Consider the following 14,486-nt stretch of genomic DNA (forward strand, 5'->3'; position numbering starts at 1 on the left):
ACCTGACGATTAAAAATAATAACTAAAACAGACCTACGCCTTCTATTAATTTTGTTCGGTATTTTATTCCTGACTTGCATTTGTTACCTGTCACGAAATACAATTCGTGACAGGTAACAACCCCTTCTTAGGTCTTGTTTTTGAAAGCATCTGAACTTTTTTCTGTACAGCAGTATTTGTTGCGAGCAGTTTCCCGGCCATCGTTTTGGTCGGGCATTGATTATCAAACTAAAAATGATGCGATAGCTAATTTGCATCAGTTACCCGATGAGTTTGCTGCCTGGCATGACTGGATTGCCGCCCATTTAAATGATGAGCAAAAACAAAAGTTAAATAGCTCAATTCGCAAAACCCGGATGCGCGATAAGGGCAAAAATATAACTGTGTCAGAGCAAGCTCATCAAATGCTAAGCCTGTTATCGGATGGAGGCCGACTCACCTTGTCTGAGGTGATAGAACACAATTTGCGCAGAGCTTATCAAAAAAAACTTAAATCAGCAGATAATAAGGATATTGGGTGAAATCAGGTGGAAAAAGCGTTTTTTTGCCAGGAATACCTTTTAATCCTTACGCCCTTTGAGTAATCTGCCAAGTTCGAATTTGTCACAACAGACAAATCAACGCATAACCATATAATAAAACAACAATAATCAGCTGTAGCTGATGTAAACGTGGAAACAAGCAATGAACTCCATAAGTATCCGAGCAAGGCTTATGTTGAGTGTCGGGGTTGCCGTCTTCGTATTGGTAACTATTAACGGCATCGTCAATTATATGCAGGCCCGTTCAGGCCTGAAAGAAAGTGTCACGGAAATCATCGCAAGGACAGGCGAAAATACGACACGATTCGTTTCAAACTGGTTTAAAGTTAAAAGCCAAATAGTCTCTGGTGCGGCAGAGGCGTTGCAATTGGGTAACGATATTCAAAACACCGTGCAGCAAGGACAGTTAGCGGGAAAATTTGAAGTCATGTATGTAGGGGCGGCGGACGGCAGGATGCTGACTTATCCCGCGATTAATTTACCTGCAGATTACGATCCGCGTTCTCGCCCTTGGTATCAACAAGCACAGCAAGCGCGCAAGCAAATCGTAACCCCACCATATCAAGATGCCAGCTCCGGTAATATCGTGATGACATTTGCTCAACCAGCGGATGCGGATGTTATAGCGGCGGATGTTGAGTTAAGCGATGTGGTTAATGAAGTACTTGGGGTGAAGATTGGTGAGTCTGGCTACGCTGCGCTCATTGATGGCGAAGGCAAATTCCTGGTTCACCCGGATAAATCTATGGTAGGTAAATCCTTGTCCAGCATGGGGCGTGGTGTTCGCTTAAACAATACAGCTCAAGAAATAGAGATAAAAGACAAAAACTGGCTTGCCGCTACCTTTGACATTGATGGTGTTGATTGGAAGTTACTATTAGCTATGGAAGAGTCTGATGCCATGTCCGGTTTGGGTATGATTGCTTTCACCAATATTCTCATTTCTGCGGTTACCATCGCCATGGTCGTGTTGGTTTCTGGTTTCATGATTTCATACCTGTTGCAACCGCTGCTCACCCTAAACAAAGCCATGTCCGATATCTGTAAAGGCGATGCCGATCTCACCCGTCGTCTGGATGTCGCCAGTAACGACGAAATAGGGCGCTTGAGTCAGTCTTTTAATCGCTTTGTTTCCATCATTCACGACCTTGTGGCTGATACTATGGCGTCGTCAACACAACTGACAGCCCTGTCTAATTCAGCCCGTGACAATGCGCAAAACAATAATAGCGCCATTCAATTGCAACAGTCTGAAATTAGTCAGGTTGCTGCAGCCATCAATGAGATGTCTACTACCTCATCTCATGTTGCTGACAATGCCACAGACACCGCCTCAGCTGCACAAAGTGCCGCTGAAGAAGGTAATAATGGCATGAAAAACGCAGAAGAAAACAAGATGCGTATGGAACGCTTAACTAAACAGATTGACGACACTACTGTTGCCATTAATCGCCTTGATGAACAAGGACAGCAAATCAATAGTATCTTGGCCACAATTCAAGGTATTGCTGAGCAAACCAACTTACTGGCGCTAAATGCCGCCATTGAGGCTGCGCGCGCCGGCGAACAAGGTCGAGGCTTTGCTGTGGTTGCAGATGAGGTTCGAGCCCTGTCAGGCAGAACCCATGAAGCGACAGGTGAAATCCAGAATGTGATCAAAGAGCTCCAGGAACAAACTCAAAATGCTGTGAGTATTATGGAAGACAGCAAAGCCCTCACGGCAGAAACAGGCACAAGCGCTCAAGAAGTGACTAGTAGTTTGATGCGAATTGCCGAAGCGATTGAAGATATCTCGGGAAGAGCCAATACCATTGCCAACGCGTCTCGCGAGCAGTACACCTCAACAGAAGAGATAAATCGCATTGCCACGGCCATTCACGATGCCTCTAATCAGCTGGCAGAAAATGTACATCAGGCCACAACGCAGTCTGATGAGTTGCACATACTTAGTGAACAGATTGATAACAACCTGTCTCGTTTTAAAGTGAATTAAACGATTACTGCAGAAACTAAAAAGCCGCTTCAATTGAAGCGGCTTTTTTTATTGCTCTAACCGGCTATTTAGATTTGCCTTGATTAGCAACGGCATCCATCATCTTTTTAATTTGTTCAGGATCGCCAAGATATTGTTTGCTCAACGGCTTCAGGTTTTCGTCTAGTTCATAAACCAGTGGTACACCTGTCGGGATATTCAACTCCAACACTTCTTGATCCGACATGTCATCCAGGTACTTAACCAAAGCGCGTAAGCTATTGCCATGGGCCGCGATAATGACTTTTTTACCGCCGCGGATTTCAGGAACGATGGTGTCGTGCCAGTAAGGCAAAACACGGTCGATGGTTAGCGCTAAACTTTCCGCTTTTGGCAATATGCGTGGATCAATGCCGGCGTAACGCTTGTCATGTGCGGGAAAGCGCTCATCCGATTCTTCCACGGCCGGAGGCGGAATATCAAAACTACGGCGCCAGATTTTTACCTGGTCTTCACCGTGCTTTTCTGCCGTTTCAGCTTTGTTCAAACCAGTTAATGCACCATAGTGGCGTTCGTTTAAACGCCAGTGACGCACTACAGGAGTGTACAGCTCGTTCATTTCGTCCAGTGCAATCCACAGTGTGCGCATGGCGCGAGTTAACACTGAAGTGAAAGCCAGGTCAAAACTGAAACCATTTTCCATTAGCAGCTTACCGGCCATTTTTGCTTGAGCCACGCCAGTTTCAGTCAAATCGACATCATGCCAGCCAGTAAAGCGGTTTTCTTTGTTCCATGTGCTTTCACCATGACGAATAAGTACGAGTTTATACATCTACATGTCTCCTTTAACACTGAGAGATATTTGGGTTTATTTGGATTTTGTGCGCTTAGTAGGGTGGCAAGCGGTTGATGCAGCTAGTGTAAACAAAGCCGTTGCTGCTGTCATGGGCTAAATGGCAATTCAGACCAGATAAATTTCGAAGCGAACAAGAAAGTAAAGTGCAGGGAAATATAACCGCAGCAGTTCCAGCTCTATGCTGGTACTGCTGCGTTATAAAAATGACTAACCGTTACTGTCTCTGGTAACTTCAGTATCTGGCAAGTCTTGAATTTTGGGTGAACGTTTGCGCTGAGCTTTTACCGGCACCATGCCGCGCATGGATTCCAGTTTACCGAAGCAAAGCAATTTATCTTCTTTCTCAAGAACACGTTCGGATTTAGGGTTAGGTATCACCTTATTACCACGGTATAACGTCAGTACATTGAGGTCTTTCTCTGACAATCCGATTTCTGCCAGCTTTTTACCCACGTAATTTGAACCCTCAGGGACATAGATCTCACTCACCCCATAACCTTTGCTGACGGTAAGGCGCTGACGAATATCTATTTCCGGGAAATCCACTTGAGCGGCAATGTAATCAATGATGGCACCAGCGATATCCAGTTGAGTGCAATTTTCAATGCCTTCAAGTCCAGGTGAAGAGTTCACTTCCATGATTTGCGGCCCCTTAGAGCTCTCAAGCATATCCACACCTGCGACACGCAGCCCCAGTATTTGTGCTGAACGGATGGCCGCCTGCTCGTATTCCTCGGATAGCTCGACTTGTTCTGCTATTCCTCCGCGATGCACATTGCTTCTGAATTCTTGACCTTGAGCCACGCGACGCATGGCGGCAACGACGCGATCGCCAACCACCAAAGCTCGAATGTCTTTACCACGACTCTCCGCAACAAACTTTTGAATAAGTACGTTTTGCTTTTGGCTTTGTAAAAGCTCAATGATAGCTTCGGCTTGTTTTACCGTATCTGCCAACAATACCCCAATGCCTTGAGTGCCCTCTATGAGTTTAATAATAACCGGGGCACCACCAACACGCTCTATGGCAGGTAAAACATCTTTCTTGTCACGCACAAACGTGGTTTCGGGGATCCCGATATGATGCCTGGCAAGCACTTGTAAACTGCGCAGTTTATCGCGTGAATTAATGATGCCGTGGGCGGTATTGGCACAAAACACATCCATCTCTTGAAATTGACGTACTACTGCAGTGCCATAATAAGTAATGGAAGCGCCAATTCTTGGCAAAACAGCATCAAAGTCGGCGATTTCTTTTTGTTTGTAATACAGGTCGGGATCACCTTGTTTGAGGTCAATAGCAAACTTTAGGGTATCCAACACCTTTACGTCGAAACCACGGTCTTTGGCTGCCTCTTTTAATCTTCGAGTACTGTAAATATTGGGGGAACGGGACAATATTGCCAATTTCATAAAGGCTCTCCTTATCAATTGCCACAATGGTAGATCAGAGTGGTGAAAAAAGTTAGTGATGTTTGCTATTTAATTGAACTTGCTTTCTCATCAAAACAGCCCCTAAGCTTAAACAATTGAAAAGCGCATGTTTTTATCCACAGATTAATTGGCTAATGAAGAAACAAAGATACGAGAAAGAACTCAAAAGGCTACAGCTGGAACTCACCTACCTGCAAGATTGGGTGGTGCGTACCGGCCTGAAAGTTGTGGTGCTATTTGAAGGAAGAGATGCCGCGGGTAAGGGCGGGGCAATCAAAGCCATTACGGCGCGACTAAATCCCAGAGTGGTGAAAATCGCGGCGCTGGGCAAGCCTTCTGATAGAGAAAAGACCCAATGGTATTTCCAGCGTTATGCCCAATATTTACCGGCAGCAGGTGAAATCGTGCTGTTTGATCGCAGCTGGTATAACCGAGCCGGGGTTGAAAAAGTCATGGGGTTTTGCACGGAAAAGGAATATCAGGATTTTCTTGTTTCTTGCCCTGTGTTTGAGAACATGTTGTTGCGTTCAGGAATTGTGTTGCTGAAGTATTGGTTCTCTGTTTCTGATGAGGAACAGGAAAAACGCTTCAAAGAACGGCTTTCCAATCCTCTAAAGCGCTGGAAGTTCTCTGAAATGGACCTTGAGGCGCGTAAGCACTGGGTTGAATATTCCAAAGCAAAAGACGCGATGCTGGAGCACACTGATACTGAATCCTCTCCTTGGTATATCGTAAATGCGGATTGCAAAAAATCTGCTCGATTGAATTGCATATCTCATTTTCTGGAACAAATCGATTACCGAAAGATCAATCATGAGGCAATAACACTCCCGGAGATTGATAGAGAAACCTATCAACGCCCTCCAGTACGAGAGTTAAAATGGGTTCCTGAAATTTTTTAAAGCAATAAAAAAGCCCCAATTACAATAGAATTGGGGCAAAGAACACAACATTTAATGAAACCTGAGGCGAGTCCGTCCTGGACTCTGTCAGGGGGTGTACAAGACCAACTTTTCAGTTGGCTTGCAATAGTCAAACAGTCCTTTGTTTGAAATTCTCATTAACCGTTAGAAACGGGCTCGTGCACCCAAATACCAGCGACGCCCTACAGGATCATAGGTGCCCGCTTCGGTTTCCGTTCCGGTATCGCTACTGGCCATTCCACTTAAAATCGCTGGCGGTTCAGGGTCAAACAGGTTGTCTACACCGGCAAACAACTCCACAGTATCTGTCAGCTGATAGGTTACCTGCGTATCAACGTAGACCTCTGAGCCCACCTCGATTGCACCTGGGGCAAGATCAAAACCAGCCAGGAACTGATCATCAAAAGCAGCAGAGCCGATATAGGTTGCGCCCATACTGACAGACCATGCGTCCCAGTCGTATGACACATTCAGGTTGGCACGGTGCTCAGAAGCGCCAATTTCACCCACGTAAGGATCGGCTGCAGTACCGGGTAGAGGTACTACACCACCTTCAATTACATAAGTATAAGCAAGGCGACTGTTTAATCTGCCTGGGCCGACGTTACCAGAATAGGTTAGGGTTAAATCTACACCTTCGTTGACTTCACCACCACTGTTTGAGTCAGCACTGTCAATGAACTCCAGTGATCCGGCGCTATTGGTGCCCAAAGGTGCTGCACGGCGAGTGATAAACTGACAGAAGCTTTGATCACCACCGTAACACTGATCAAGAATGAATTGTCTTGGTGTAGGTACGATGGCGTTTTCGATTTCGATATCAAAATAATCGATAGTCAAACCAAAATCTTCTAACATGCCATCTGGTGTAAATACCAACCCTATGGTTGTAGACTTACCCGTTTCTTCTATCAGGTTGGCGTTACCGCGGTTGAAACCACTGATACCCTGAATATCTGATTGATTTAGGGTAAAAGCGCCATTGGCCGCGATATTTGCCGCTATGCCTGGGTCGGCTTTACATCTGTCGGCAACAGTGCCTGTATCTGAAGCAGTCACACCAGCACAAGGATCGTTCAGATCCGGTGGGAAGGTTTGACTCGGCGGTGAAAACAGTTCGTTGATATTAGGTGCGCGCACAGATTCTGCCTCAATAGCACGCAAGCGCATCCAATCGGTAATCTGCCAATCAAAGCCCACATTCCAGCTGGATGTGCTACCCACAGTAGAGTAATCTGAAGTTCGATAAGCTGCTCTTGCCGTAACATCTTCAATTATCGGGATGTTGGTCTCAATGTAGAATTCGGTAACATCAAACTCACCTTTGGTGGCCGGAATAGCGTTACCTGCGTTTAAGCCAGCTTGTTGTAAAGCGTCGAACTCGTCGCGACTGGTTTCTTCGCGATATTCAAAACCCACAGCGACGCCAAGCGGACCTGCAGGAAGTTCAAAGGCATCACCGCTGATGTTACCACCAAAGATTTCCTGAGAGATAAAGGATGACAGCATGCCCGGTGCGTTGATGTAGGCCGCGGCCTCTGGCGTAATGGAGCCAAAGCCGTAGATATCGATGGGAACACAACCGAAACTGCGAGCCGTTTCGTCTACACAGATGGCTTCATCAGTAATACCATCTTCATCTAAATCCAAGGTATCTGTAACTGCTTCCAAGGCATAGCGGAAGTTTTGAACATTAACCTGACCACTGGAAATCTGAGCTTCTTTGGTTTGACCGTATACATAGTAAATGTCATAGAACCAGTCATTAACCAGTTCGCCTTCAAAACCCAAGGTAAATCTAAAGGTGTCCCTATCCGCGATATTACCGCGATTGGCAACACCCAACAGACGTTTGGCGAAGAAATCTAAATCCCTTAACCCATCACCATTAACATCTACCGCAGAGTTAAGGATTTCATCAGGCACATAAGGGTTAGTTAAAATTGTACCATTAACATCAAATTCTAAAGGTACTGCACCATCGGCATAGATGTCGTCAGAGGCAAACGGGAAAGGTTCCAGTTCGGTAACCGTTTGCGAAGCAGCATAATTCGCCTCAAAAAATACGGCATGGTTATCTGAAAGCTCATAGCTTCCTTTCGAGGCAAACAAATAGCGCTCAGTAGGGATGGCAATTCTGCGATAGTCACTGCGATTAAAGCCATCGGGGCCAATAGTGCCGTCGCCGTTAGTACTAAAGCCTTCCTGCAAATTATTGTTGCTGTCAAAGGTGTATCTTACTCCGCCAGCATCAAATCGACCTTGTGGCGGATACGACGAGAAAAATGGACGAGTAGGGGTGAATGCATCAGCTGGATCGCCGGTAAAACGGAAGGTGGAAAACTGGTCCACCGCAGAACGCTCACGATCTCTGGAAAATACGCCACCTTGGTCGGTATAGCCCAGGTGAAACATGATGTTTCCTTTGCCACTATCCGTTGTCGCACCTGTAGTGATACTAAATTGACGCTCGGTATCATCACCCTCAGAGCTTTGACCGTACTGTCCTTCAAATTCCACGCCTTCAAAATCGTTTTTAAGAATGAGGTTGACAACACCTGCCACAGCATCTGAACCATAGACTGAAGAAGCGCCACCGGTTAAGATTTCAACGCGCTCAATAAATTGTGCCGGGATGGTATTCATGTCAACGGCCATTTCACCAGGTTGACCGGAAACGAAACGACGACCATTAACCAGGACCAGCGTTCTGGCAGTCCCCAGGTTACGTAAATCAACAGTAGCAATACCGGCGCTGGCGGTACTAAAGTTAGAATTAGTTCTGCTGATAGTTGGTGTACCAAAAGTTGGATTGTCTAATAACAATTCCTGGAGATTGGCTACACCGGAAGCATCAATGTCACCAGCATCGAAACTTTGCAAAGGTGAAACTGAGTTTAAATTGGCAGAACGGATCCTTGAACCTGTTACTGCTATCTTCTCAACGCCGCTCGCTTCTTCTTCAGCGTCCGCTTCCTGAGCAAATACAAAAGCCCCTGGAAGCGCTGTCGTTATTGCGCCTATGGTTAGAGCCAATCGAATAGATTTGGCTATTTTAGACTGATTCTTCATTTTGAATCTCCCCGAGATATTTATTTTTTTAATAGGGATAACCGCAGTTATCTCCGCGTTTGTGCAAGACAAAACTAAGATTTGGTTCCGGGTAGCACCAGCGGTGATCCGCAGCCGATGGAATGGAAGTGACAAGCGGCCTTAATTCTGGGATGAAAGTATTGGCGACGTTACCAATTGCGGGGAAACTGCAGTAAATGGGAGGTAATCAGGGGTAAGCTGTCGTAAGGAAATGCATCAGGAAACGACTATTATTTTGAAGAGATTGCTTGATTTGTGACGAATGCACCTGTTTCTGGGATGAACAGTATGTTTTATAATGTCATTTTAGTCACAATGGCGAAAATCAGGCACTTATGCGTCTGTTCGCAATGAGTTTTTATCGCTTAACCCGACTTAAACTCATCACTTAAATTGCTCAATTCGGCAGATTTGTTCATAATTTTAATTGAAGAGGCTTTTAACTCTATTTAATTATTAATGTGCAAGTTTTGCTTAATTCTCCTCAGTGACAATAACGGGATGTTAAAACTTGAATGACGCAATCGTTCGATTAAAAAACTGGCGGATCTGGATAGGTTGCAGTGTGATACTGCTCATTCAGGCGTTATTGAGCTTTAATCTCAAATTCCATGCTGAAAACATATTCCAACAATCGCTAGATAGTTGGTTAAATGCAGCCGCTACTGTTTTTTACTGGTATTTGCCAGCGATTGTAGCAGCGCCATTTTTAGTGGCTTTTGCCCCTCTAACTCGCAGTAATGAACTGGGGTGGGTTCGATTTACAATTTTTAACTGCTTGTTTGTTGTTTCCGCCACCCTGTTTATTCAAATCTTGTCGATGGCCATTTTACACTATGGTTTAGCGCAAGATTGGCAACAGGGCAGTTTTACCAATATGGTGGGGTATTTCTATCGCAATACCCCCTGGCATGCCGATCTGATCCTGATTTTTGCGTTATTTGCGTTTGGCTATGCGTTTGATTATTCGCAGCGCTTGAGAATAAAAGAGCTTGATGCCCAAAAATTAAAAACGGAATTGGTGAATGCCGAATTGCAAACCTTAAAATCTCAGCTTAATCCCCACTTTTTGTTCAACGTCCTAAATGGTATTAGCGGTTTGATCAGAGTCGGTAGACATGAGGATGCCACCGATTCATTGAGTGATTTGAGCGTGATGCTACGTACGATCCTTGAAAACCGGGATGCAGAATTGGTTACGGTTAAAGATGAGCTGGATTTTATTGAACTCTATCTGGCGCTACAACAAATGCGTTTTAATGATAAATTAGAAGTGAATTTCAATTGTGATAAACAGGTTTTAAAGCACAAATTACCCTTTATGGTGATGCAGCCGCTAGTGGAAAACGCCATTCAACATGGAGCTCAATTGGAAACTACTGGCAATGTGATAGATATTAAGTTGTTTCAAGAAAACAATAACCTACATTTTGAAGTTACCAACCGGGTACCGACAAATACCTCTGAAAGTGGTTTTGGCATTGGCGTAGGGAACAATCGAGCAAGGTTGGAAAGAATTTATGGGCAGAATTACAGCCTTGAGCTCAAAGCTTTACCCGAGCGATATTTTTTAACTAGTCTGATCATTCCTGTTAATGTGGTCTAGTGGGCATAGATAAGAAGGACTAAAAAAATGCTAAAGATATTGGTTGCCGATGACGAGCCATTGGCGAGAGAAAGCATCGTTGCACTGCTTAATAAAGAGGATGAGACTCACAGAATCTATCAGGCCAAAGACGGTCAAGAAGCCCTGGAAATAGCATGGCAAGAACGTCCGCAACTTTTATTTTTGGATATTCAGATGCCGAGAGCAACGGGCGTTGAAGTGGCAGCGGAACTCCCTCCAGAAACAGTTGTGATATTTACTACTGCCTACGATGAATATGCAGTAAAAGCCTTTGAACTAAACGCCATAGACTACCTGCTTAAACCCTTCAAAAATATTCGTCTTTACGAGGCACTAGACAAAGCTAAACGATTACTGGAAGAACAGTCTTTTCTGGACCAACGAGATATATCTGCCCTGCATTCCGAGCTAAAAAAAGAATCAACAGATTACAAAGAACGTATTGTTATTCGCGAGCCCAAGCGGGTGCGCTTTGTGGAGGTCAGTAACGTCAAATACATCTCAGGGGCCGGGAATTACGCTGAATTACACTTACAAGATACGGGCTCCATTCTTTATCGAGAAACGTTAAGTAATCTGGAAGAAAGCCTCGACCCCAAAGAATTTCGCAGAATACACCGCTCAACAATTGTCAGGCTCTCTTCGGTTGCGGAATTACAACCGAATTATCAAGGTGACTATACGGTAGTATTGACTAGCGGAGAGCAGTTGATGTTGTCTCGTCGATACAAAGATAAATTACAGGATATTCTCACATAAATATTGAACAAATTGCACACCAATAACTTCAAACTTAAAGCAATTGTAATATTTTTTTCATTTTCTCAGCCCTTATACCATCTGACTTACGACCATTAAAACAAGGTTTCTTCACCGGCCAAGTGTGAAAAGTGGTTGATTTTTTATGCGGAATAATAGATAACAAAAAGGTCAGGGATTTACAGAACATTTACAATAAGGGGTAAGAAATGAATCGCCTCACACTTTTTGCAGTTTTGGTATTGTCAGCGAATGTTTCGCTGCATGCTGCGACGAATGTTAAGTCCTATCCAGCTTCACTTTGCTATCAATCATCAGGCCCTTTAAATAGCGTTACGCTGAGTAACATCGGCAACATTTCCAACATCAATCAAGAGGAATCTGTTTCGTTAATGTGCCCGGTTGTCGTTTCTGAGGGAAACGCCTTAACAGGGTTACAAGTGAGCGTGATTGTTATTGACGATGACTCAAATGGTGTAGGGGTGTCATGTCAGGTTTCTGGTACGCAGCACGGTCAGCGCTTTACTTCAAGGTGGGGCACTACTGCCTCCAGCAATGGTGGCGCAGGGCGACAAGAACTGACCACGACACTCAGCCAATTAAAATCTCATTCCAGCTCATACGCCAAAGCAAGCCTGAGTTGCTCATTACCTCCTTACTCAGAATACAATTCGGTTTCCCTGGTTTCATATCAGGTTACTGAGTTATCTCGTTAACTACTGCCAGGCGAATAAGGGAAATAACTTAGATGAATCAGGTTGGAACCGCGCAAAAACTGCTACTAGCGTTAAGTACGATGCTTGTCGTAGTTGTTGTGTATTTGGTATCCGCATCGAACCAAAACCTTATTCAGGATGAAGGGCAAAATAACGACCACCAATTGCTATCAGAATTAATGGACATGGAATCTCGGCTTCAACAGCAAATTGCAACGCTGAAAAACATTGCAATATCGGGTGAGAACAGTCGTAATAAATCTGATTACGTCAATGAAATAGACAGGATGAATCAACAGTTAGCTTTGCTCGCAGAACGACAGGAAAATTACGAAAAACGCTTTTCTGATATCGAAACACAATTGCTTCAATTAGCCAATCGCGATAACCAAGTTCGAGTTACTCCCACTCGAGAGATAAATGTGTTGAGTAGCACTGAAGTTGAGTTTAAAAGCACGCAACGAAAAACCGTAGCTGATGATCATTACGAACATCAGGACACTCAGAATCAATACTTTGCCATTCAACAACAAATTAATGCTTACGAAAGTCAGTTAACTGAAGAAACGCCGGATCCTCAGTGGAGCACCACGATAGAAACCAAGGTGATCAGAATGCTAAATGAAACACCGCAGCTTGCTGGGGTGCATTTACAGGAAAGCCAATGCAGTATGAGTTTGTGTAAGTTGGAAGTCTATGTGGAAGAGGGAGAAAGTGTTGAAGAAAAAGTACAAATGCTGATGGTGAATAGACCCTGGCAAGGAGAGTCCTTTGTATCTTTTGAATACAACGGAGAAGGCGCGATCTTTTTCGCCCGAGACGGTGAGATACTTCCTTAACGAGAGGATTGAGATATGAACTCCAGAAAATTTGCAAAAACAAACTTACTGTTTTTGCTATTTGTATCGGTGCAAGCTGATGCGGTGATCTGTTTAGCAAACAATAATCAACCCTCTGCCAAAGAGTTATATCTGGCCAACAACTGTCATTATTTTTCCGGCTCAAAAGAATTGCGCATGGATCGCTCAGGTGCGTTATTTAACTATAACAATCGAGGTGATTATCTGGACCAACTCAGTGGCAGTAGTTTTATATACTGCCCAATACTCAATGATAAAAGCTTTGATGGCTATCTCTCCGCAGAAATCCAGGTATCGGATCTCAACCAACAACAGGATGTAATTTGTCAGTTGGGTAAGTCTAGTTATACCGAAAAGGGCTTTGCGGCCTATTGGGGGGAAACCGCAAGTAGTAATAGTGTAGGGGCACAGACCCTCAAAACTAAATCGCTAACGGCCAGTCGTTCCAAATCGATGCCCAATAGTTTTATAACTTGTTCCTTACCACCACAAAATAATGCCGATCAAAAAGCGTCTTCGCTAGTGGCTTACAAGGTGAGTAAGATGGATAATGTCACTATGGCCATTCGAGGCAACTAAACAACAAAACATTCTAGTTCGCCAGAGGAATTGTCAGAATCGGCGCAGCTTGTTGAACGGAGCCTGATTGCAAGGCAAATATCTGTGTTAACAGGCTAAATGTTGATTTACTGGCTGAATTACAAATTAATTTTACTCCGACCCCATTTATTCACAGTTTATCGAGTAGATACTAATGGCTTTGAACCAAGAATTTTAGGCGATGGAGCTATTCCTGTTGTTCCTACTCGAAAAGGCGGAGAGAGGGCGTTATTTGTAAACTTCAATCAACCTGAAAGAGCAAGAGACTTTGCTTTAGGTAATCGTCAGGGGAATGCGACAGTTACAGCGGTTGATGTTAATGCCTCCCTACTTAACAAATTGAGGTCAACATCCGTACATGATCGCAGTGCTAGCGCAAGCCTTAATCCTCAAGCACCATTGAAGGTTGACATTGAAGCGGCTCCTGATCAGTTTGGTTTAAGAACTCCAGAGCAAATTCAGGCATTTAGAGATGCTATTGTTCCTGGCAGTGCGCGGATTATAGATCCTAATGATTTATAGATTTAAAAAAGGTAGTAAATGGTCAAAGTATTTATCATCCCCTTTCATGTAAAGGGGATGGAAAACTCAATTATGCCGCCAGAAATATCTGGTGCTTACGTTAGTTGTTACACCAGCGGTGAAAACTATGTTGAAGCAACGGAAAAATCAATAAAAAAACTTCAAGGAGATGGGCTTCATCCAGAAGAAATTCTCCAACCTATTAATGAAATGGATAGCAGAGCGTGGGAAGAGCATGCACAAGAAAACTGGCCCGATTACTTGGATAGTTTACCGAGCCAGATGGACTTCGAAGCTTCAATGAAGTCTGGCCTCGTAATATATGGGCCGTTTGGCTCATATATTACTTGAGTTAACCGGGAACTAAAAAGGACATCCACCTTAAAAATGGTGTGAGGAACTAAAAAGGACATCCACCTTAAAGATGGTGTACACCAGTTATGAACTAAAAAGGACATCCACCTTAAAGATGGTGTACACCAGTTATCGTAATTTTGTTTTTGGTTTGCTGATAACGGAGCTTAAGGGCTAAAAAGCGCCTTTTTGATTCAGGTTTTGCTTTTTGGTGAGGTGTGTTTATTT

13 protein-coding genes and 1 pseudogene are annotated in these 14,486 nt (G+C 44.1%); 10 read left to right on the top strand and 4 right to left on the bottom strand.

The genetic code is table 11. The annotated features are described in order from the left end of the window. Nucleotides 1-140 precede the first annotated feature (140 nt). Both ACXAGP_RS20885 and ACXAGP_RS20890 read left to right on the top strand, forming a co-directional pair. Nucleotides 141-521 (top strand): hypothetical protein, encoded by a 381-nt coding sequence (locus ACXAGP_RS20885; RefSeq protein WP_475263679.1) that lies wholly within the window; start codon nt 141-143, stop codon nt 519-521. A gap of 163 nt (nt 522-684) precedes the next feature. Then, nucleotides 685-2,535 carry a methyl-accepting chemotaxis protein gene (locus tag ACXAGP_RS20890; RefSeq protein ID WP_475263680.1) on the top strand — a complete coding sequence of 617 codons (1,851 nt, stop codon included), beginning with the start codon at nt 685-687 and terminating at the stop codon, nt 2,533-2,535. Nucleotides 2,536-2,599: 64 nt separating this feature from the next. On the opposite strand, the gene gpmA is transcribed toward ACXAGP_RS20890, so the two are convergent. The 3 genes and pseudogenes from gpmA to ACXAGP_RS20905 form a co-directional block, all read right to left on the bottom strand. Next, nucleotides 2,600-3,346 carry a 2,3-diphosphoglycerate-dependent phosphoglycerate mutase gene (gene gpmA / locus ACXAGP_RS20895; protein WP_475263681.1) on the bottom strand — a complete coding sequence of 249 codons (747 nt, stop codon included), beginning with the start codon at nt 3,344-3,346 and terminating at the stop codon, nt 2,600-2,602. 231 nt (nt 3,347-3,577) lie between these two features. Beyond that, the gene (locus tag ACXAGP_RS20900; protein WP_338294838.1) at nt 3,578-3,916 is read right to left on the bottom strand and encodes a cation:proton antiporter regulatory subunit; all 339 of its coding nucleotides are present in this window, start codon (nt 3,914-3,916) and stop codon (nt 3,578-3,580) included. A gap of 9 nt (nt 3,917-3,925) precedes the next feature. After that, nucleotides 3,926-4,783, bottom strand: a pseudogene (locus tag ACXAGP_RS20905) (ATP-grasp domain-containing protein); the annotation flags it as partial. A 155-nt stretch (nt 4,784-4,938) separates the two neighbouring features. On the opposite strand from ACXAGP_RS20905, the gene ppk2 reads away from it, so the two are divergent. Next, the gene (gene ppk2 / locus ACXAGP_RS20910) at nt 4,939-5,706 is read left to right on the top strand and encodes a polyphosphate kinase 2 (RefSeq protein ID WP_475263682.1); all 768 of its coding nucleotides are present in this window, start codon (nt 4,939-4,941) and stop codon (nt 5,704-5,706) included. A 165-nt stretch (nt 5,707-5,871) separates the two neighbouring features. On the opposite strand, the gene ACXAGP_RS20915 is transcribed toward ppk2, so the two are convergent. Then, the gene (locus ACXAGP_RS20915) at nt 5,872-8,799 is read right to left on the bottom strand and encodes a TonB-dependent receptor domain-containing protein (protein WP_475263684.1); all 2,928 of its coding nucleotides are present in this window, start codon (nt 8,797-8,799) and stop codon (nt 5,872-5,874) included. Nucleotides 8,800-9,331: 532 nt separating this feature from the next. On the opposite strand from ACXAGP_RS20915, the gene ACXAGP_RS20920 reads away from it, so the two are divergent. The 7 genes from ACXAGP_RS20920 (at nt 9,332) to ACXAGP_RS20950 (ending at nt 14,255) form a co-directional block, all read left to right on the top strand. After that, nucleotides 9,332-10,426, top strand: a complete 1,095-nt coding sequence (locus ACXAGP_RS20920) for a sensor histidine kinase (protein WP_475263686.1) — start codon at nt 9,332-9,334, stop codon at nt 10,424-10,426. 27 nt (nt 10,427-10,453) lie between these two features. Next, the gene (locus ACXAGP_RS20925; RefSeq protein WP_475263687.1) at nt 10,454-11,206 is read left to right on the top strand and encodes a LytR/AlgR family response regulator transcription factor; all 753 of its coding nucleotides are present in this window, start codon (nt 10,454-10,456) and stop codon (nt 11,204-11,206) included. 209 nt (nt 11,207-11,415) lie between these two features. Then, nucleotides 11,416-11,922: a hypothetical protein gene (locus ACXAGP_RS20930; RefSeq protein ID WP_475263688.1), complete on the top strand. Its 507-nt coding sequence runs from the start codon at nt 11,416-11,418 to the stop codon at nt 11,920-11,922. A gap of 32 nt (nt 11,923-11,954) precedes the next feature. After that, nucleotides 11,955-12,761, top strand: a complete 807-nt coding sequence (locus tag ACXAGP_RS20935; protein ID WP_475263689.1) for a hypothetical protein — start codon at nt 11,955-11,957, stop codon at nt 12,759-12,761. Between the two features lie 15 nt (nt 12,762-12,776). Further along, a complete protein-coding gene (locus ACXAGP_RS20940; protein WP_475263690.1) occupies nt 12,777-13,361 on the top strand; it encodes a hypothetical protein in 585 nt (194 codons plus the stop codon). Between the two features lie 99 nt (nt 13,362-13,460). Continuing rightward, nucleotides 13,461-13,904, top strand: a complete 444-nt coding sequence (locus ACXAGP_RS20945; RefSeq protein ID WP_475263691.1) for a hypothetical protein — start codon at nt 13,461-13,463, stop codon at nt 13,902-13,904. Between the two features lie 18 nt (nt 13,905-13,922). Next, complete coding sequence (locus ACXAGP_RS20950; protein ID WP_475263693.1) at nt 13,923-14,255, top strand: hypothetical protein; 333 nt, start codon at nt 13,923-13,925, stop codon at nt 14,253-14,255. Nucleotides 14,256-14,486: the final 231 nt, after the last annotated feature.

The sequence above is a fragment of the Planctobacterium sp. AWM4_229 genome, assembly GCF_056160305.1.

Excerpts from the sequence above, each read along its gene's own strand:
- ACXAGP_RS20890 (WP_475263680.1), top strand. The coding sequence starts at position 685 with ATGAACTCCATAAGTATCCGAGCAAGGCTTATGTTGAGTGTCGGGGTT.
- gpmA (WP_475263681.1), bottom strand. The coding sequence starts at position 3,346 with ATGTATAAACTCGTACTTATTCGTCATGGTGAAAGCACATGGAACAAA.
- ppk2 (WP_475263682.1), top strand. The coding sequence starts at position 4,939 with ATGAAGAAACAAAGATACGAGAAAGAACTCAAAAGGCTACAGCTGGAA.
- ACXAGP_RS20915 (WP_475263684.1), bottom strand. The coding sequence starts at position 8,799 with ATGAAGAATCAGTCTAAAATAGCCAAATCTATTCGATTGGCTCTAACC.
- ACXAGP_RS20925 (WP_475263687.1), top strand. The coding sequence starts at position 10,454 with ATGCTAAAGATATTGGTTGCCGATGACGAGCCATTGGCGAGAGAAAGC.
- ACXAGP_RS20930 (WP_475263688.1), top strand. The coding sequence starts at position 11,416 with ATGAATCGCCTCACACTTTTTGCAGTTTTGGTATTGTCAGCGAATGTT.
- ACXAGP_RS20935 (WP_475263689.1), top strand. The coding sequence starts at position 11,955 with ATGAATCAGGTTGGAACCGCGCAAAAACTGCTACTAGCGTTAAGTACG.
- ACXAGP_RS20940 (WP_475263690.1), top strand. The coding sequence starts at position 12,777 with ATGAACTCCAGAAAATTTGCAAAAACAAACTTACTGTTTTTGCTATTT.
- ACXAGP_RS20945 (WP_475263691.1), top strand. The coding sequence starts at position 13,461 with ATGTTGATTTACTGGCTGAATTACAAATTAATTTTACTCCGACCCCAT.
- ACXAGP_RS20950 (WP_475263693.1), top strand. The coding sequence starts at position 13,923 with ATGGTCAAAGTATTTATCATCCCCTTTCATGTAAAGGGGATGGAAAAC.